17 protein-coding genes are annotated in these 17,780 nt (G+C 73.8%); 7 read left to right on the plus strand and 10 right to left on the minus strand.

The window, feature by feature from the left end; genetic code table 11:
• Positions 1-170 precede the first annotated feature (170 nt).
• Entirely contained in the window at positions 171-1,019 is an 849-nt protein-coding gene (map, locus tag FHU37_RS19350) for a type I methionyl aminopeptidase (RefSeq protein WP_179815402.1), read from the plus strand.
• Positions 1,020-1,061: 42 nt separating this feature from the next.
• On the opposite strand, the gene FHU37_RS19355 is transcribed toward map, so the two are convergent.
• A complete protein-coding gene (locus FHU37_RS19355; protein WP_179815403.1) occupies positions 1,062-1,274 on the minus strand; it encodes a hypothetical protein in 213 nt (70 codons plus the stop codon).
• A gap of 191 nt (positions 1,275-1,465) precedes the next feature.
• Between FHU37_RS19355 and FHU37_RS19360 the strand changes: the two genes are divergently transcribed.
• From FHU37_RS19360 to FHU37_RS19375, 4 genes are all read left to right on the plus strand, one after another.
• Complete coding sequence (locus tag FHU37_RS19360) at positions 1,466-3,187, plus strand: helix-turn-helix domain-containing protein (RefSeq protein WP_179815404.1); 1,722 nt, start codon at positions 1,466-1,468, stop codon at positions 3,185-3,187.
• Between the two features lie 57 nt (positions 3,188-3,244).
• Positions 3,245-3,451: a hypothetical protein gene (locus FHU37_RS19365; protein ID WP_179815405.1), complete on the plus strand. Its 207-nt coding sequence runs from the start codon at positions 3,245-3,247 to the stop codon at positions 3,449-3,451.
• A gap of 100 nt (positions 3,452-3,551) precedes the next feature.
• Entirely contained in the window at positions 3,552-4,256 is a 705-nt protein-coding gene (locus tag FHU37_RS19370) for a hypothetical protein (RefSeq protein WP_179815406.1), read from the plus strand.
• Between the two features lie 103 nt (positions 4,257-4,359).
• Positions 4,360-5,232 (plus strand): site-2 protease family protein, encoded by an 873-nt coding sequence (locus FHU37_RS19375; protein WP_179815407.1) that lies wholly within the window; start codon positions 4,360-4,362, stop codon positions 5,230-5,232.
• A gap of 46 nt (positions 5,233-5,278) precedes the next feature.
• Here the strand turns inward: FHU37_RS19375 and FHU37_RS19380 are convergent, their stop codons facing one another.
• The 6 genes from FHU37_RS19380 to FHU37_RS29630 all read right to left on the minus strand — a co-directional run bounded on the left by FHU37_RS19380 (position 5,279) and on the right by FHU37_RS29630 (position 9,913).
• Positions 5,279-5,476, minus strand: a complete 198-nt coding sequence (locus tag FHU37_RS19380; RefSeq protein ID WP_179815408.1) for a hypothetical protein — start codon at positions 5,474-5,476, stop codon at positions 5,279-5,281.
• Between the two features lie 145 nt (positions 5,477-5,621).
• The gene (gene npdG / locus FHU37_RS19385) at positions 5,622-6,371 is read right to left on the minus strand and encodes an NADPH-dependent F420 reductase (RefSeq protein ID WP_179816399.1); all 750 of its coding nucleotides are present in this window, start codon (positions 6,369-6,371) and stop codon (positions 5,622-5,624) included.
• A 626-nt stretch (positions 6,372-6,997) separates the two neighbouring features.
• Positions 6,998-7,828, minus strand: a complete 831-nt coding sequence (locus FHU37_RS19390; RefSeq protein ID WP_179815409.1) for a protein kinase family protein — start codon at positions 7,826-7,828, stop codon at positions 6,998-7,000.
• 92 nt (positions 7,829-7,920) lie between these two features.
• A complete protein-coding gene (locus FHU37_RS19395) occupies positions 7,921-8,358 on the minus strand; it encodes a glycine-rich domain-containing protein (protein WP_179815410.1) in 438 nt (145 codons plus the stop codon).
• Positions 8,359-8,508: 150 nt separating this feature from the next.
• A complete protein-coding gene (locus FHU37_RS19400) occupies positions 8,509-9,015 on the minus strand; it encodes an NUDIX domain-containing protein (protein WP_179815411.1) in 507 nt (168 codons plus the stop codon).
• A 511-nt stretch (positions 9,016-9,526) separates the two neighbouring features.
• Positions 9,527-9,913, minus strand: a complete 387-nt coding sequence (locus FHU37_RS29630; RefSeq protein WP_446680302.1) for a DUF7848 domain-containing protein — start codon at positions 9,911-9,913, stop codon at positions 9,527-9,529.
• Positions 9,914-9,994: 81 nt separating this feature from the next.
• Between FHU37_RS29630 and FHU37_RS19405 the strand changes: the two genes are divergently transcribed.
• Entirely contained in the window at positions 9,995-10,843 is an 849-nt protein-coding gene (locus tag FHU37_RS19405; RefSeq protein ID WP_179815412.1) for a helix-turn-helix domain-containing protein, read from the plus strand.
• On the plus strand, positions 10,822-11,034 hold the full coding sequence (locus FHU37_RS19410; RefSeq protein ID WP_179815413.1) for a DUF397 domain-containing protein: 213 nt from the start codon (positions 10,822-10,824) through the stop codon (positions 11,032-11,034). The genes FHU37_RS19405 and FHU37_RS19410 overlap by 22 nt, the downstream gene beginning before the upstream one ends.
• A gap of 106 nt (positions 11,035-11,140) precedes the next feature.
• Here FHU37_RS19410 and FHU37_RS19415 read toward each other — a convergent pair whose 3' ends face one another.
• The 3 genes from FHU37_RS19415 to FHU37_RS19425 all read right to left on the minus strand — a co-directional run bounded on the left by FHU37_RS19415 (position 11,141) and on the right by FHU37_RS19425 (position 17,510).
• A complete protein-coding gene (locus tag FHU37_RS19415; RefSeq protein WP_246450001.1) occupies positions 11,141-13,378 on the minus strand; it encodes a SpoIIE family protein phosphatase in 2,238 nt (745 codons plus the stop codon).
• A 169-nt stretch (positions 13,379-13,547) separates the two neighbouring features.
• The gene (locus FHU37_RS19420; RefSeq protein ID WP_179815414.1) at positions 13,548-15,227 is read right to left on the minus strand and encodes a glycoside hydrolase family 53 protein; all 1,680 of its coding nucleotides are present in this window, start codon (positions 15,225-15,227) and stop codon (positions 13,548-13,550) included.
• 213 nt (positions 15,228-15,440) lie between these two features.
• Entirely contained in the window at positions 15,441-17,510 is a 2,070-nt protein-coding gene (locus tag FHU37_RS19425; RefSeq protein WP_179815415.1) for a beta-galactosidase, read from the minus strand.
• Between the last annotated feature and the right edge of the window lie 270 nt (positions 17,511-17,780).

Below are 17,780 nucleotides of genomic sequence, written 5' to 3' on the forward strand. Positions count from 1 at the left end.
TCGGCTCACGCTCGCCTCGAACGCCTCGAACCTACGGTGGTGGCCCGAACCTACGGTGGGGACAGCTGGACAGCGCCACCTTACTGCCCGCCTCCGGCGCCGGTGTGAGCCCGGTGACTCCCGCCGTCGCCCGCACCCGGCCCGGGGGCGCGTCGTCCTAGACTCTCGGCATGGCAACTCTGGTTCCCGGCAGGATCTCTCCCCAGCGCGGCGTCCCGGCATCCATCGAGCGCCCCGAGTACGTCGGTCGGAAGGCACCCACCCCCTACCGGGGCCCGGAGGTGCAGTCCGCGGAGACGATCGAGAAGATGCGGATCGCCGGCCGGATCGCCGCCCAGGCCATGGCGGAGGCCGCCAAGCACATCGCCCCGGGCGTCACCACGGACGAACTGGACCGCGTTGCCCACGAGTACATGTGCGACCACGGCGCGTACCCCTCCACGCTGGGCTACCGCGGCTTCCCCAAGTCACTGTGCACCTCGATCAACGAGGTCATCTGCCACGGCATCCCGGACTCCACCGTGCTGCGCGACGGCGACATCGTCAACCTCGACGTGACCGCCTACATCCACGGCGTGCACGGCGACAACAACGCCACCTACCTGGTGGGGGACGTCGACGAGGAGTCGCGGCTGCTCGTCGAGCGCACCGAGGAGTCGCTGCGCCGCGCCATCAAGGCCGTCCGGCCGGGCCGGCAGATCAACGTCATCGGCCGGGTGATCGAGGCGTACGCCAAGCGCTTCGACTACGGCGTGGTGCGCGACTTCACCGGCCACGGCATCAACAGCTCGTTCCACTCCGGCCTGATCATCCCGCACTACGACGACCCGCGCGCGACCACCGTGATGCAGCCCGGCATGACCTTCACCATCGAGCCGATGCTGACCCTCGGCACCCACGACTACGACATGTGGGACGACGGCTGGACGGTCGTCACCAAGGACCGCAAGCGCACCGCCCAGTTCGAGCACACCCTGGTCGTCACCGCCACCGGGGCGGACATCCTGACCCTGCCGTAGCCGGCTGCTGCCCGGGGGCGTGGCCGCTGGCCACCGCCGCCGCTAGCGGATGATGGAGCGGAAGAACACCACCGCCGCGCCGGCGGCGGCCCCACCGGCCAGCACCGCGGCCGGGATCCCGGCCCCGCCCAGGCCGCTGAGCACCCCGGCGGCGACCCCGGTCAGGGCGCCCAGCAGGAAGACCACCGCGGCGCGGAGCGTCAGCAGCGGCTCCTCGGCGTCGCTGGGCGTCCGGCGGTCCTGCTCGGTCTCCACGTTGTCCTCCTGACGGTCCGTCGTCGGATCGAGGGGACCAGGATGGCCCTACCGTGGGTTGTCCACACCTGGAGCGGCCGTCCGCCCAGGTGTGTCGAGGACAACAGGGGGTTGTCCCGGGACACGGGGTGACGATGGGAACGCAAGGGTCCGAGCGAAGGCCGGGGCGGAAGTGGGGGCCGTTACGCGCCGTGTCACCGGAGGCGGCCGAGCTCACCAGCTACCTCCGCCGACGGATCGAGGCCTCCGGGCTGACGGTGCGGGAACTCGCCGAGCGGATGCCCTACAGCAAGTCCAAGATCAGCGAGAGCCTGGACGGGCGCGTCCCGGACCAGCACTTCGTCCGCACGCTGATCCGGGTCACCGCGCCGGATCCACGGACCCGCACCACCTGCCTGATGGAGGCGCTCCGGCTGCTCCAGGCGGCGACCCAGGCACCGGCGCGCGCCCCCGCCGAGCCGGAGGCCGCCGGGCGTCCCGGGGCGGAAGCCCCCGGCGGCGCCCAGCCGCACCTGGAGGAGCTGGTCCGCACCCAGCAGAAGGCCCTGGAACTGCACGACGCGCTGAGCCGCGCCGAGCGCGCCCGCAGCGAGAGCCAGCAGGCCCTGGCCGTCTCCCAGCAGGCGGTGTTCCTCCTGCTGACCATGCTGGCCCGGCTGGGCGAGCAGGTGGCCACCGTCCGCGCCGAGCGCGACGCGCTGCGCGCCGTGCACGGCGGGGCGACGGAGGGCGCCGTCCAGGCCGAGGACCGCCTCGCCCGCTCCGAGGACCGGGTCCGCCGGGCCGAGACGGAGCTGGAACGGGCCCGCCGGGACCAGGCCGAGGCGCTGCGCCTGCTGGAGGCGGCGAACCGCCGGATCTTCGAGTTGCAGCACAGGCTCGGCCAACCCGCCTCCGAGCCGCCCGGCGGCGCGGCGCACGGACCGCTCGGCGTGCCGGCCCTGGTCGATCCCCTGTTGGACGACGTGGACCGCGCGCTGGACAAGCTCGGCGGCGTCCTGGACGGTGAACGGAACCGGCTGGAGGAGGTCGGCGCGGAACTCGCGTTGTCCGCGGACAATCCGGCGGACGGCGCGGAGACTCCCGGTGGGGGCCCCGGCTCCCTCGTCGGCCGGAGCACGGTGGAACTCGTCGAGCTCCTGCGCCGGTCGGGCTCCGACCGGCGGCGGCTCGCCCTGCGGTGCGCGCGCGACCTCGGCCCGGAGAAGCTGACCGCCCTGGTGGTCCGCTTGGAGAGGTTCGGCCACCGGGCCTCGGACGTGGCCGAACAGATCGGCCGACGGCGCCCCATGACCGACCTGGTGATCGTCCTCGGGCTGCTGGAAGGGGAACCGGACGCGGCCAGGGCGCATGCCGTGGTCTACGAGACGGCGGCACGGGAGCGGCCGATGGCGGAGGTGATCGCGCTCGCCCGCGACCTGGTGACCACCTCCCCGCACACCCTGGTCGGGGTGCTGAGCACGGTTGCCGGCAGTCGTCCGCCCCAGGACGTGGCGGTGTTGTTCGACTCGCTGCAGCGAACCCCCCGTGGCACCGTCCGCCAGGCGATCGCGGCCGGTGTGTCGGGACATCCCGACAGCGCCGTCGTCATGCTGGTCAGCGCCCTGCAGGAGCACGGCTGGTTCGCCGAGACCCGTGAGGTCTTCGTGGAGCTGCGGCACGCCAGGTTGTCGGTGGCCTCGCTGGCCGGTCTGATCGAGACGTTCTGCCTCGGCGGGCACGTCGGCAGCGGACTGGCCCTGCTGCGCAGCCTGCTGGACGGCATGCCCGCCGGAGGCGTCATCCGCCTGCGCACGGCGCTGGAGCGGAGGCAGGGGATGCGCCGTTACCTCCCCGCGGTGGATCAGGTCTTCGCCGAGCGGTGGGAACCGGGCTGGGACCGCCTCCTGGCCAAGTACTCCGCCCAGGGATGATCATCCGCCGGGTGGGCATTCCCTACAGCAGGACGGGACGCGAGGAGGGCAGGAACGATGGCCAGGAACGAGAAGGCCACCGGCGCGGCCGGCACCTGGTACTACTGCCTCAAGCACCACACCGTGGAGGAGGGGCCGGAGTGCTCGGCGCGCAACCGGCTCGGGCCGTACGCCTCGCGGGAGAGCGCCGGCAAGGCCCTGGAGGTGGCGGCCGAGCGTGACGAGGCGTGGGAGACCGACCCGCGCTGGCGGGACGACCGGTAGCGGCCGATCGCGCCCCCGCCACGCCCCCGGCGCGCACCGATACCCGAGCGTGACCGGCGGTCCGGCACCGTGGCCGCCCGGCGTCGGCGACCATGGGGCCGTGGACATCGCACAGGCCGCGCTGCTGCGCGAGCTTCTGGACGGCTCGGACTGGGTCCGGCGGACCCGGGACTTCGCCGCCGAGCTGCGCGCCGCCGCGCGGCTGGCCCCGGCCGGCGCCGCCGGCCGCCCCGGCACGACCGGGCCGCTGCTGGTCGGCACGCCCTCCATCGAACCGTGGCACTTCGCCGCGCACCTGCGCGACGAGGCCGCCTGGTCGGGGCTGGACGAACTCCGCCCCACGCTGGTGCGCTGGCGGGTGCCGCCCGGCGCCCCGCCGCACCTCGCCGTGTCGATCGAGCGCCTGGAGTCGGTGCGCCGCTCCGAGACGGTGCTCGTCGCCGCGCCGGGGCCGGCCCCCGTGCCGCTGCTGGAACGGGTCGCGGACGCCCGTCGGGCCGGGGCGGTGATCCTCGCCCTGGAGGACGGCGACCAGGAGCTGCGCGGCCTGGCGCACCACGCGCTCACCGTGCCGGGCGGCGATCCCGGGGATGAGCCGGGCGGCGATTTCCGGCCACCCGGACGGAACGCGGAACCCGCCCCGGGGGGCTTCCCGTTCGAACTGACGGAACACCTGGTGTGCGCGGCGGCCGGCGAGGTGCCCTCGCTGGACGCTCCCGGCCCGGGCGGCCGGCGCCGGATCTTCCGGGACCGGCTCGCCCGCATCGCCGACGCCCTGATCTCCCCGCCGCCCGCCCGTTGGTGAGCGGCCGGGCCGCCAGCCGTCCAGCCGTCGCCCCGCCCGTCCCTGCCCGTTCGCCCGGTCCCCGCCGACTCCCGCCCGTCCGCCGACGTCGAGGAGACGCCGCATGTTCCCGCCCGCCGACTCCCGCCCCGCCTCCGCCCCGGACCCGGATCCGGATCCACGTTCTGCCGTCCGCCGGGTGGGCGTGGGCCGGGCCCGCGTGGCCGGGCGGCGGCCGAGCCCGGTGTTCTGGCTGATCGTGGCGGTCTTCCTGGGAACCGGCGCCGCGCTCTACGAGGGGGTGGGCGGGGCGGGAGTCGCCAGTGGCGTGCTGATCTTCGCCTTCGTCGTGGCCGGCTGGATGATCTCGCTCTGCCTGCACGAATACGCCCACGCACGGGCCGCGCTGCACGGCGGCGACACTTCCGTGGTGGGCAAGGGATACCTGACGCTCAACCCCGCCCGCTACACCCACCCGCTGCTCAGCTTCGTGCTGCCGGTGGCGATCGTGGTGATCGGCGGCATCGGCCTGCCCGGCGGGGCGGTGTACATCGAACGCCACCGCATCCCCGGCAGGCTGCGGCACTCCCTGGTCTCGGCGGTCGGGCCGGCGACCAACGCGCTCTTCGCCGTCGTGCTGTCGGTCGGTCTCGACGTCTGGGCCGGCCTGGTGGGCGGCTTGCCGGCGTCGGTGGCGGTGTCGGTGGCGGTGCTGGTCATGTTCCAGATCACCGCCACCCTGCTGAACCTGCTGCCGGTGCCGGGGCTGGACGGCTACGGCATCGTCGAGCCGTGGCTGCCGGAGCGGACCCGGCGGGCCGTGGCGCCGTACGCGCCGTTCGGCCTGCTGGCGGTGTTCGCGCTGCTGTGGCAGCCGGAGGTGGGGCGCTGGTTCTTCACGGCCGTCTACTGGCTGATGGAGCTGACCGGCATGCCCGCCTGGCTGGCCTGGGACGGCCTGGAGTACTTCCGGTTCTGGACGCTCTCGGCGGGCTGAGCGACCCCGGCGTGGGTGGACGACGCCCAGGCGGCCGTGGCCCCGGTCAGCCCTGCGGGGCGGACGCGGCGCCCCGGCGGGCACGGCGCGAACGGTGCACGTAGTACCAGGACATGTTGCTGGTCAGGCCGGCGAGGAGCACCCACACGATGCCGATCAGCCAGTTGCCCTGGGCGAAGGAGACGACGGCTGCCACGACGGTGAGCAGGCAGAGCGCGAGGATGAAGTAGGCGAGGCGGGGCATCGGGGTGCGGCTCCTGGGGGACGCGTGGTGACGCGGCGGGTGTGCTGTCCGGTACCCGTCCATTGTGGCGGACGTGCCGCGGCCGGCCGCGGGGGCCCTCGGTGGCGCTCCCGCGGCCGGCCGCCGTCCGTCGGCCCGGGTGGGGTCAGACGTCGGTGACCCGCAGCCCGGCGTGCGCCCGGTAGCGGCGGTTCACCGAGATCAGGTTGGCCACCAGCGCCTCCACCTGGTGGGCGTTCCGCAGCCGTCCGGCGTACACGCCGCGCATCCCGGGGATCCGCCCGGCCAGGGCCTGGACCGTGTCGGTGGCCGCCCGGTCGTCGCCCAGCACCAGCACGTCGGTGTCGATCCGCTCGACGTCCGGGTCGGCCAGCAGCACGGCGGACAGGTGGTGGAAGGCCGCGGTGACCCGGGAGCGCGGAAGCACCGCGGCGGCCTGCTGCGCCGCGCTGCCCTCCTCCGGGCGGAGCGCGTAGGCGCCCTGCTTGTCGAAGCCGAGCGGGTTGACGCAGTCCACCACGATCTTGCCGGCCAGTTCCTCCTCCAGGGAGAGCAGGAGGTCCCGGTGGCCCTCCCACGGCACGGCGACGATCACCAGGTCGCTGGCGGCGGCGCAGGCCGCGTTGTCCTCGCCGGTGAGTTCGCCGCGGCCGTCGGTGGTGATGGCGGCGGCGACGCCGGCCGCCACCTCCTGGGCGCGCTCGGCCTTGCGGGAGCCGATGACGACCCGCTGCCCGGCCGCGGCCAGCCGGAACGCCAGGCCGCGGCCCTGGGGTCCGGTGCCGCCCAGGATGCCGACGGTGAGGCCGGAGACGTCCGGCAGGTCGAAGGGGTCGCGCCGGGGCGGCTTGGCCGCGGTCTCCGAACCGGCGTTCGGGTTCTGATCAGCACTCATGCCCCGATCCTGCCACCGCCCGCCCGCCGGGGGCCCTCTGGCCTGCCTACTGCTCGGCCGTGGCGCGGCGGGAGGAGGGGGCGGGGCGGAGAGGAAGGAGGGGGTGAGGGCGATGGCGTGGGCGGGGGAGAAGGATGGGCCATGGCGGGGGAGAAAGGAGGGGCCATGGCGGGGGAGATGGCGGAGGGATCACGGGTGTGCCGCCCGGGCTCCTCCCAGGCTGCGCCGGGGCAACGCCTGCCAGGGCGCCCCGCTGGGGGCCCCCTGATTCCAGGATCCCACGGTGCGACTACCCACCGCAGCCCCCCACTGCCGACCTGTGGATAACTCCGCCCCCTGAAGGCAGGCCCATGGTTATCCCCAGGGGAAAAGTGGGGGCTGTTCCCGCTGAGTGCCGCGTGAAAGCCTGGAATTCGGGGGTCCCCCTGGGCCTCCTGCCGAGTGGTGCCCGGAAACGGCGGCCATCCGGGGGCGCCTGGGAAACGGGCGCGGCGGGTGCAGGGCGAGCAGGGGTGCACGGTGGAATCGGTCCACACTCCGGCGGGATGTGGGAGAGTACGGGCGGCGGCGACCGCGTGGGAGATTCCCCATCCGCCCGCGCGGTCGCCGCTTCGCCTTGCCGGAGCTCACCCGGGCATGGTGGCCATGGCGGCGTGCACTTCGCCGGCCGTGGGGCGGTCCCCGGGCTTGGGGCTCAGCATGGCATCGACCAGCGGGCCGAGCGGCCCCGGCACGGTGACGTCGCGGTATCGGCCTTCGACGATGGCCTGCCGCTGCTCGACCCGGGGCGCGTCGTCCGGGTAGACGACCGCACGCCGGCCGGTGGCGGAAATCAGGAGACTGGCGCCGAGCGCGTACACGTCCGCCTCGGGCGTGGGGACGGCGTGCCCGGTGTCCAGCACGCTCCGGGACAGCTCGGGCGCTTCGTAGTGCACCAGGCATCCCCGGAAGGGGAAGTCGACTTCCGGGGGGATGTCGCCGCCGAGGGCGAGGGCGAGGTCGATCAGATCGGCGCGGGTGGCGAGCACGAGCAGGTGAGCGGGCTGGACGTCGCCATGTGCCCATCCACGGGCGTGTAGTTCGGCGAGGGCGGCGGCGCATGCTGCGGCGTCGGCGAGCGGGGGAGGGGTGGCGGATTCGCGGACCGGTGCCCACCGGTCCCACAGGCTTTCGCCGGTGCGCCACGGTTGGACTCCCCAGGTACCGCGGTCCCAGCGGCCTTCGAAGACGTCTCCGCGGCCGAGGGCGCGCAGCACGGATACCTCGCGGGCGGGGGCTAGGGCGGTCCATTCGTGGGTGGGGCTCGCCGGGAATCCGAGCTTCAAGGCGTAACGCCCGGCGGCGGAGCGGACGTCCCACACGGTCGAGCCGCGCCGGTGCAGGACCAGGCGGGTGGAGGTCGGCGAGAGGAAAGCGGCGACGTGCGGAGGGAGGTCGTAGGGAGGGAGCTCGGTCACGGTGTCCTTCCGTGGTCCTTTCGTGGGCGTGGCCCCGCCCGAAGATCGGACGGGGCCACGCTGTTCACTTGATGGGGCCGGACGCTACTGGATCAGTAGTCGCGTCCGTCGTCGCTGTCGCACTGGAGCATGCCGCCCGGTTCGTGGGACCACAGCTTGGAGTCGACACGGAACCCGGCCTTGCGGATCGCCTCGACGGTCCGCGCGATGGCGTCCGCGGCCCGGCCGCCCTGCCCGGGGGTGGGGTTGTGGTGGATCATGCGGCCGGCGATCCGCTCGCAGAAGCCTGCGTACCACGCGGTGTGCAGGATCATGGCGTGCCACCCGGGGTCGACCGCGTCGGACGGCACGAGCGGGGCGCCGTCGTGCTCGGCGACGGCGCCGAGGAAGGCAAGCCCCTGGTCGAGCACGCGCTCGGCGTGCTCGGTGGTCATGCCGGTGTCGACCGTGAGGAAGGCGACGAGCTGCTCGAACTCGCCGTCGGGCACGAGCGAGCGGCCCGTGCGGAGGGTGGTCGTCGAAGAGGTCACGTGAACTCTCCTTGGTTGCGCTTCCGGCGCGCCGGTTGACGTGCCGGTCGTGCGCCCGCCCGGGGCCTGTGGGCGTGGCCGGGCGGGGGTCTGAGGCCGCCCCGGTCCGGGGCCGTGAGGTCGTCCCGGACGGGGCGGAGCGTGGGGCGGTCAGCGCGAGGCGGCGAGCGGGTGTGCGCCCGAGCGGGGTGCCGGGGGGTGCCCGCCGACCAGGTAGACGGTCTGCTTGGTGCTGACTGCGGCGGCGGCTGCCCGGATGCGCCGGACGTCGCCCGCGTCGGCGAAAGGAGCGAGGTCGCCGAGGTGCACCAGGGCGAACGTCTGGCCTCGCTTGATGAGCGCTATGTGCTCGTCGGCCAGCACGCCGCCGTCGAAGACGTACAGCATTCGGCCCGGCTGAGCGGTGTCGCGGCGGAACGGCACGTAGTCCACCACGAGCAGGCGGCCGACCGAGAGATCCAGGCCAAGCGTGGTGCGGACTCCGCGCATCGCCGCCCGGTGTGGTTCCTCCTCCGCGTCGGCGGTGCCGGTGGGCAGGGTGTAGGCGTCGTGGTGCGGGTGCCGCACGATGACGACGGCGCCGTGCCGGTCGGTGAAGAGCGTCGCGCAGTCGAGGCGCCGGCGCGGCGGGTCGCTGGGGCCCTGGTCGAGGCTCATCTCTCCACGCCCTCGTCTGAACCGCCGTTGTCGGCGCCGCTTTCGGAGGGGGGCGGCGGGGCGGGCGCCGGCGCGGGAGGTTCGAACACATGGCCGTTCGGATCCAAGAACTTCCCCATGGGGTGCCTCTCGTGCGTGATTGCCGGTGGGACTACGGCCGGCCGTGCGGCCGGACGGTGGGGCCCGCGCTGGTCGCCTTGACCGTCCCCAGGGGGCGACCAGCGCGGGAGCTTTTCAGCGGCGCGGCCGGCGGGCCCAGAGGCGCCACGGCCACGGCCACGGCCACCGACGGCGATGTCGGCCCCGCTGCCGGCGCTGGTTGGCGTCGGGAGCGGCCGGCGCGGCGTGGGGCAGCACCAGGGGGAGGGTGGTCTCCCACTCGGCCGCCGGCCATTCGTCCGCGTCTTCCGTGGGTGCGAGTGATCCGACGTACGGCCGGACGAAGCGCGGGCCGGGCGCCCAAGGGTCGATGCCGTCGCGGCGTGCGCGGTGAACCGTCAGGAAGGCGGGGTCACTCATTCGTCGCCTTCCCCAGCAGGTACGGGGCCGCGACCACGCCCGTGTACCGCAGGTGTGTCGGGTACTCGTCGGCGTGCCGGTAGGCCCAGCCGGCGGCGAGGCGCGGGTCGTGCTCGTCGGTGGACATGAGCCCGCACCCGTGGGCGAGACACTCGTATCGCGTCGTGGTGGGCGCCGCGTGGGTGGTGGTGTCGTCAAGCACTACCCACCGCGGCGGGGGCCCGTCCGTCGATTGGTGTTGTGCGGCGTAGCTCGCGGTGGAAGCGGGTTGCTCTGGTACGGGGCGGGCGTTGGCGGTCGGTGGTGGCGTGCTGTTCTCGGAAAGTGGCGTCACGAGATCCCCATCCCTTTGCGTGGCGCATGTTTGACGTTGCACCATCAGCTTCACCGCGTGTCGGTACGGTTACTACTAGCTGATGTCGCCACCTGGGATTGGTGACATGAAGAGGGAGGGTGCTCCATGCCGCAGAAGCCGCGTGAAGTGAGGCCCGGTCAGTCCGCCCGTCACTTCTTCGGTGCGGAGATCAGGGCCCGCCGGCAAGCGTTTGGGATGTCGCTGGAGGTCTTAGCGCACCAGCTCGGCTACAGCCGTCAGCAACTCTCAAGAATCGAGCTCGGCGATCGGGCGGTACAGCCGGACCTGCCGGCACGGCTCGACCAGGTTCTACGGACAGGGGGCACCTTCCAGCGATTGTGGAAGCTCGTCGAGTCTGAGGCTCATCCCGACTACGCCAGGCGTTTCTTCAAGATGGAGGAACGGGCTACGCGCATCGAGACGTACAGCAGCCATGCGATTCATGGGCTGCTCCAGACGGAGGGCTATGCACGCGCCATGATGCGAGCGTGGGCGCCGGAGGAGACGGACGAAGCCATACAGGAACGCCTCGCGCTGCGACTGGAACGGCAGAAGATCCTGACGCGGCCCAACGCGCCCGTGTTCTGGCTCATCCTCGACGAGGCGGTGCTGCGCCGGCCGGTCGGCGACGCAAGTGTCATGCGCGAGCAATGGGCCCGGCTGGTTGCGGCCGTCGGCCCTCGCCTCACTTTGCAGGTCTTGCCGTTCTCGGCGGGCGCACATGGCGCTATGGGTGGGAGCATGACAGTGCTCACACTGCCAGACGGGCCGGATGTCGCCTACATGGAAGGCTCGCATCGGGGTCACCTTGAAGAGACGCCGGCCACGGTCGCCAGACGGCGCGTGACTTACGATCATCTGCGGGCGCTGGCCCTTCCGCCGGCCGAGTCTGTGACCCTGGTCCGCTCACTGTTGAGAGAGAGCTACCCATCGTGTCTTCACACCCCGACCTGAGACGCGCCGAGTGGCGTAAGTCGAGCTACAGCAACGGCGGCGGCGGCGAATGCATCGAAGCCGCGACCAACTTCCCGGGCGTCGTCCCAGTAAGGGACTCAAAGGACCCGGAAGGGCCCGCCCTTGTGTTCCACGCATCTGCGTTCGCGGCGTTCGTCGGCGCGGTGAAGGCGGGGCGGCTTCACCCGTAGCCAGTGGTCGAACGCGAAAATGCGCCCCCACTACCGGCCGAAGCCGGTAGTGGGGGCGCATCACTGTGCGGGGATCCCTCCGGCACAGGAGCAGCCCCGGAAAGGCTCAGACGCTGGGGAGGTACTGCTCGGCCCAGATGGTCTTGCCGGTGGGGGTCTGCCGGGAGCCCCAGCGGCCGGTGAGCTGGGCGACGAGCATCAGGCCGCGTCCGCCCTCGTCGTAGACGCGGGCACGGCGCAGGTGCGGGGCGCTGCTGCTGCCGTCGGAGACCTCGCAGATCAGCGTGTGGTCGTGGATCAGCCGGAGCTCGATGGGGCCGCCGGCGTGGCGGATCGCGTTGGTGACGAGCTCGCTGACCACCAGCTCGGTGACGAAGGCGGCCTCCTCCAGCCCCCAGCGGGCGAGCTGGTCGGAGACGTACTTGCGGGCGTCGGCGACGACGACCGGGTCGTCGGCGAGCTGCCAGGTGGCGACCCGTCCGGGGCCGAGGGAGCGGGTGCGGGCCAGCAGCAGGGCGACGTCGTCCACTGGCTTCTCGGGCAGCAGGGCGGTGAGCACGCGGTCCACGGTGGCCTCCAGCGAGGGGGCCGGGGTGGCCAGGGTGCGGAGCAGCTCGGCGATGCCCTGGTCGAGGTCGCGTTCGCGCGAGGAGATCAGGCCGTCGGTGTACAGGGCGAGCAGGCTGCCCTCGGGCAGTTCCAGCTCGGTGGACTCGAAGGGGAGCCCGCCCATGCCGAGCCGTGGTCCGCTGGGCAGGTCGAGGCATTCGGCGCGGCCGTCCGGGGTGACCAGGACGGGGGCCGGATGCCCGGCGCGGGCCAGGGTGCAGCGGCGGGAGATCGGGTCGTAGACGGCGTACAGGCAGGTCGCGCCGGTCGGGCCGACGGCGTCGCCCGCGCCCGGTCCGCCGTCCTCCCCGGCGTCGGGCGCGCCCTGGGCGCCGGACGCGTCGGGGGCGCCGAGGGCGCCCAGGGCGCCGGGGCCGTTCGGCCGGCTGGCCGCGGTGGTGGCGCCGGTCTCGGCGGACAGGTGCAGGACGAGGTCGTCGAGCTGGGTCAGCAGTTCGTCGGGGGCGAGATCGACGTCGGCCAGGGTGCGCACGGCGGTGCGCAGCCGGCCCATGGTGGCCGAGGCGTGGACGCCGTGGCCGACGACGTCGCCGACGACCAGCGCCACCCGGGCCCCGGAGAGCGGGATGACGTCGAACCAGTCGCCGCCCACGCCGAACTGGGAGCCGGCCGGCTGGTAGTGCGAGGCGACGTCCACGGCGGCCTGGCTGGGCAGGTAGCGGGGGAGCAGGCTGTGCTGGAGGGTGAGGGCGGTGGCGCGTTCGCGGGTGTAGCGGCGGGCGTTGTCCACGCAGACGGCGGCGCGGGCGGCGAACTCCTCGGCGAGGAGCACGTCGTCCCCGGTGAAGGGTTCGCGGGTCTGGCGGCGGGCGAAGACGGCGACGCCCAGGGTGGTGCCGCGGGCGCGCAGCGGCACGGCCATCAGGGTGTGGAAGCCGTGGGTCTCGATGGCGGCGGCCTGGTCGGCGGAGCTGGCGACCCAGCCGGCGAAACCGGCGTCCCCGGCGTTGCTGAGCACGGTTCGGCCGGTGGTCAGGCAGGTGGCGGGGGGTGAGAAGTCCGGGTAGGCGGCAGCCTCGCCGAGCGGGACGGCGGCCTCCGGGGTGCCTTCGCGGGTGGACAGGTGCGCCGCGCGGCGCAGCACGACTGCGCCGGTGTCCTGGTGGGCGGCGGTCGCGGCGTCGGGTGGGCGCGCCGCGTTCGGCGGGCGGAGGTCGCGGAAGACGGAGTCGAGCAGGTCGACGCTGACGAAGTCGGCGAGGCCGGGCACGCTGACCTCGGCGAGTTCCTCGGCCGTGCGGGTGATGTCGAGCGTGCTGCCGATGCGCACGCTGGCCTCGTTGACGAGGGCGAGGCGCTGCCGGGCCCGGTGCTGCTCGCTGTTGTCGAGTGCGGCGACGGCGATGCCGCGCATGTGGCCGTCGGGGTCCCGCACCGGCCACATGCTGACGGACCAGGCGTGTGCCTTCTCCTGGCCGGGGGCCTGCCCGTAGTCCTCGAAGTGTTCCGGCCGTCCGGTGGCGAGGACCCGGTGCAGGCCCTCGGCGAAGGAGGCGAACATCGGGTCCGGCAGCGCCTCGGCGAAGTAGCGGCCGCGGACGGCCTCGGGGTCGAGGCGCAGGATGGCGGCGGTGGACTGGTTGAGCCAGCGGATGCGCAGTTCGCCGTCGTCGGTGTCGTAGATGCCGAGGAAGAGCGGGGCCTGGGCGAACGACCAGGCCAGCAGGGCGTGATCGTCCACGTGCCGCCCCGTGCCGCCCTCTTCGCTGCCCATCGACACCCATCCCTCGTGCGCGCTCGTCGGGGAGCCTGTCGCCGATGCGGCCATGGCCGGCCGGGAGGGCTCTCCCGGCCGGCGCATGATCGGCACCGTCGTTCAGTTTACGGCTGGATGTCCCGATATGCCGGGATGAGTGCGGGGGAACGGTGGCCTGTCGGGGTGGTCAGCGGGCGCGGAACTCCCGCACCGCGGGCAGGGCGTGGCCGTCGAAGTCGAAGACCGCCTGGTTCTCCCAGCCGTCCCCGGAGGAGGGGTCGGCCGGGTCCCAGCCGAGGCCGGGGACCGCCGTCCAGGTGGGTTCCCAGTAGAAGACGCCCAGGCCCATGCCGCCGGGGACGGCCTGCACGACGGACTGCACGTCGCGGAAGTTGGCGGCCTGCCCGGCCGGCGAGACGGGGTAGCCGTCGGTCACCGGGCTGCTGGGGTTGATCACGTTCAGCTCGTGGTCGGCCTCCTCCAGGGTGAAGGGGTAGGCGGTCTCCACGACGGCCACGGGCTTGCCGTAGCGGGCGGTGACGGTGTCCAGGGTGGTCTGGAGCTCGTCCAGCGAACCGTGCCAGTAGGAGTAGTAGGACAGTCCGATCACGTCGAAGTCGACGCCGCGCGCGGTGGCCTGGTCGAACCACCACTGGACGGTGTCCAGCTTCCCGGCGTCGGCGATGTGCAGCACGATGGCCGTGTCGGGGGACGCCTCCCGGGAGCCGGCGACGCCGGCGCGCAGGAAGGCGGCGAGCTGGTCCCAGTTGTCGTAGCGGCCGTCGGGCCAGAGCATGCCGCCGTTGATCTCGTTGCCGATCTGCGCCATGTCGGCCGGGGTGCCCTGGTCGGCCAGCGCCTTCAGCACGTCGTAGGTGTGGTCGTGGACGGCCTGTTCGAGCTGGTCGGGGGTGTGGGACTCCCAGGCGGCGGGCTTGAACTGCTTGCCCGGGTCGGCCCAGGTGTCGGAGTAGTGGAAGTCGACGAGCAGGCCCATGCCGCGGGCCTTGATCTCGCGGGCGATCCGGAGCGTCTGCTCCTTGTTGGTGTAGCCGTCGGCCGGATCCACCCAGATCCGCAGCCGGGCGTAGTTCATGCCGCCGGCGGCGAGGACGTCCAGCGCCTCCGCCTCGCGGCCGCGGGCGTCGGCGAAGGTGGCGCCGAGGTCCAGGGCCTTGGGCAGAGTGGAGACGTCGCCGCCGCGGATGGCCAGCGGGGCGCCGCCCGGGGTGAGGGTGACGTCGTCGAACTCGGCGACGGCCCCGGCCGTCCCGGCGCCGCCCAGCACGGCCGTGCACGCGCCGCCGCGCACGGTGGTGGAGACCACGACGCGCACCCACTCCTCGCCGGCACCGGCCGGCACGGCGGTGCGGCGCTCGGGGCCGCCGCAGTTCTCCAGGGCGATCCAGCCGGCCCCCTCGCCGCTGGCGCGGACCCAGGCGGTCAGCGTCCACTCGCCGCGGTCCAGGCCGCGCAGGCGCTGGCGGGCCTCGACGGGCGCCCCGCCGGCCGGCGCGGCGGCGGAGGAGGCCTCGCCGGTGCCGGTGCCGGCGCCGGCGTCGGCGTCGGCGGGGGCGGCGGGCAAGCCCAGGGTGAGGTGGTGGGCGCCGGAGTGGCCGCCGGCGGTGAGCCGGACGGCGTCGGCGGCCCGCCCGGGCCGGACCGTCCAGTCGGCGGGCCGGCCGGAGGCGGTCGCCTCCTCGAAGCCGCCGTTCGCCAGCCGGGGGAGGCCGGCGGCGTCGGCGCCGGGGGTGGCGGAGGCCGCCGGGGCCAGCAGGCCCACGGCGGTGAGCGCGGCGGTGCCGGCGAGCAGCCAGCGCGGGGCCGCTCTCCGGCCGGTGCGGTGGGGTGCGGTGCTGCGGCTCATGTCTTGCTTGCTCCTCGGGAGTGTCGTGACGCGGTGGACACGGGAGTTGCGGGACAAGCGGGGGCCGGGCCGCGTACCGCCGCACGACCCTCGGCGTGCGGCGGAACCCGCCGTCCCATGAGGCGGGTGTCGCGGTCCGGCCCCGACCCGTCCGCCCCGCGGTCAGGGGGACGGGGCGGACGGGGGAACCAGGGGAGGCGGAGGCCGGGGGTGCTACTCGGCGCTGCTCGGCGCGGTGCGCAGCACCCGCACCTCGCCGGCCGGCACCGGCAGGACGCCCGCGCACTCGGCGCCGGTGAACAACTCGGTGCCGCTGCCGGGCACCGTGGCGTCCTCGGCGGTGTGGTTGATGGCGAACAGGTACTCGGCGTCCTCGCTCCGGCGGCGGACCAGCTCCACGCCGGCGGGCAGCTCGGGGGCGGCGGGGAGGCCGGCGTCCGCGCCGGCGGCGGCCAGCACCGCGGCCAGGCCGGCGCCGTCCAGCCGGGTGGAGACGTACCAGGCGGTGCCCGCGCCGAGCCGGTGCCGGGTGACGGCGGGCAGGCCGGCGGCCGGGCCGCTGGTGTAGCGCAGCACGGCCTCGGCGCCCTCCAGGCGGAGCTCCTCGGTCCAGACGTCCGCGGAGGCGGCCGGGCCGCCGTCGCCGAAGCGGGCGAGGGAGGGGACGCCGTCGGCGCCGTCGGCGAGCGCCAGGCCGACCCGTTCGCCCTCCCGCAGCGGCGCCCACTGCTCCACGCTCAGGCCCAGCACCTCGCGCAGCGCGCCGGGGTAGCGGCCGGAGTGCACCGCGTCGTGCTCGTCGACGATCCCGGAGAAGTACGACACCACCAGGTGGCCGCCGCCCTCGACGTAGGCCCGCAGGCCGGCCGCGGCGTCCTCGCGCAGCAGGTACAGGCTGGGCACGACGACCATCGGGTAGCGGGCGAGGTCGGCCGGGTCGGTGTCCGGCCGGACGAAGTCCACCGTGCGGTGGTCGCGCCACAGCTGCTCGTAGTAGGCCTCGATCCGCTCGATGTAGCGCAGCTCCACCGAGGGCCGCCAGTCCAGCTCCAGCGCCCACCAGGAGTTCCAGTCCCAGACGACCGCCGCGTCCGCGACGACCCGGCTGCCGCGCACCTCGGTCAGCGTGCGCACCCGGTCGCCGAGGGCGACGACCTCCCGCCAGGTGCGGGTGTCGGTGCCGCCGTGCGGCAGCATCGCCGAGTGGAACTTCTCGGCGCCGGCGCGGGCCGCCCGCCACTGGAAGAACAGCACGCCGTCGGCGCCGCGGGCCACGTGGGCCAGGCTGTTGCGGTGCATCTCGCCGGGGCGCTTGGCGATGTTGCGGGGCTGCCAGTTGACCGCGCCGGTGGAGTGCTCCATCAGGATCCAGGGGGCGCCGCCGGCGAGGGAGCGGGTGAGGTCGGCGGCGAGCGCCAGCTCGATCTGGTTGTCCGGGCGCTCGGCGATCAGGTAGTGGTCGTTGGAGACGACGTCCACCTCCGGCGCCCACCGCCAGTAGTCGATGTTCTTGCAGGTGTTCGCCATGAAGTTGGTGGTCACCGGGACGCCGGGGGTGTACCGGCGCAGGATGTCCCGCTCGGCCGTGTAGTTGGCCAGGTGCGCGTCGGAGGAGAAGCGCATGAAGTCGAGTTGCTGGCAGGGGTTGACCGCGGTCGGGGTGATCCGGGGGACGTCGATCTCCTCCCAGTCGCCGTAGCGCTGGCCCCAGAAGGCGGTGCCCCATGCGTCGTTGAGGGCGTCCAGGGTGCCGTAGCGGGCCCGCAGCCAGCGGCGGAAGTCCGCGGCCGACTCCGGGCACCAGCACGCGGCGTTGTGGTTGCCGAACTCGTTGTGCGAGTGCCACATGGCCAGCGCCGGGTGGTCGGCGTAGCGCCGGGCGATCGCCTCGGTGATCCGGGCGGCGGCGGCCCGGTAGGCGGGGCTGGAGGGGCAGAACGACTGCCGGGAGCCGGTGCCCTGGCGGTAGCCCTCGCGGGTCATCGGCAGGCTCTCCGGGTGCGCCCGACTGAACCAGGCGGGCGGCGCGGCCGTGGGGGTGGCCAGGTCGACCCGGATGCCGCCCTCGTGCAGCAGGTCCATGATCAGGTCCAGCCAGCCGAAGTCGTACTCGCCCTCGCGCGGCTCCAGGCGCACCCAGGAGAAGATGCCGAGGCTGACCAGGTTGACCCCGGCCTCCCGCATCAGCTTGACGTCCTCCCGCCAGACCTCCTCGGACCACTGTTCCGGGTTGTAGTCGCCCCCGTAGGCGAGGGTGTCGGTGACGGGGTCGATGGGGCGCATGTGGACCTGACTCCTTGACGTCTCGGCGACGCGCGGCAGCGTGGCCGGTGGCGCGACGCGTGGCCTGCTGGCCGCGGGCGGTTGCCGGTGGTGGGTGCCGGTGGGGGCGCCGGACGGCCGCCGGTCACCGGGCGGATGCGGCATGTCCTGTGAACGTGCACAAGCCGCATCACGATTCATATCACCTGATGGCAGCCGGCGTCGATGTCTTGACAAGGGGGAAAGGGGCGGCGAGTCTTGGGCACGTTCACAACCGCGTTACCTGCGGAT

Source organism: Allostreptomyces psammosilenae (assembly GCF_013407765.1).
In the GTDB taxonomy this organism is placed as follows: domain Bacteria; phylum Actinomycetota; class Actinomycetes; order Streptomycetales; family Streptomycetaceae; genus Allostreptomyces; species Allostreptomyces psammosilenae.

Coding starts and splice junctions, on each gene's coding strand:
- FHU37_RS19420 (WP_179815414.1), bottom strand. CDS start 15,227: ATGAGCCGCAGCACCGCACCCCACCGCACCGGCCGGAGAGCGGCCCCG.
- FHU37_RS19415 (WP_246450001.1), bottom strand. CDS start 13,378: ATGGGCAGCGAAGAGGGCGGCACGGGGCGGCACGTGGACGATCACGCC.
- FHU37_RS19380 (WP_179815408.1), bottom strand. CDS start 5,476: ATGCCCCGCCTCGCCTACTTCATCCTCGCGCTCTGCCTGCTCACCGTC.
- FHU37_RS19365 (WP_179815405.1), top strand. CDS start 3,245: ATGGCCAGGAACGAGAAGGCCACCGGCGCGGCCGGCACCTGGTACTAC.
- FHU37_RS29630 (WP_446680302.1), bottom strand. CDS start 9,913: ATGGTGCAACGTCAAACATGCGCCACGCAAAGGGATGGGGATCTCGTG.
- FHU37_RS19405 (WP_179815412.1), top strand. CDS start 9,995: ATGCCGCAGAAGCCGCGTGAAGTGAGGCCCGGTCAGTCCGCCCGTCAC.
- npdG (WP_179816399.1), bottom strand. CDS start 6,371: ATGAGTGCTGATCAGAACCCGAACGCCGGTTCGGAGACCGCGGCCAAG.
- FHU37_RS19425 (WP_179815415.1), bottom strand. CDS start 17,510: ATGCGCCCCATCGACCCCGTCACCGACACCCTCGCCTACGGGGGCGAC.
- FHU37_RS19400 (WP_179815411.1), bottom strand. CDS start 9,015: ATGAGCCTCGACCAGGGCCCCAGCGACCCGCCGCGCCGGCGCCTCGAC.
- FHU37_RS19375 (WP_179815407.1), top strand. CDS start 4,360: ATGTTCCCGCCCGCCGACTCCCGCCCCGCCTCCGCCCCGGACCCGGAT.
- map (WP_179815402.1), top strand. CDS start 171: ATGGCAACTCTGGTTCCCGGCAGGATCTCTCCCCAGCGCGGCGTCCCG.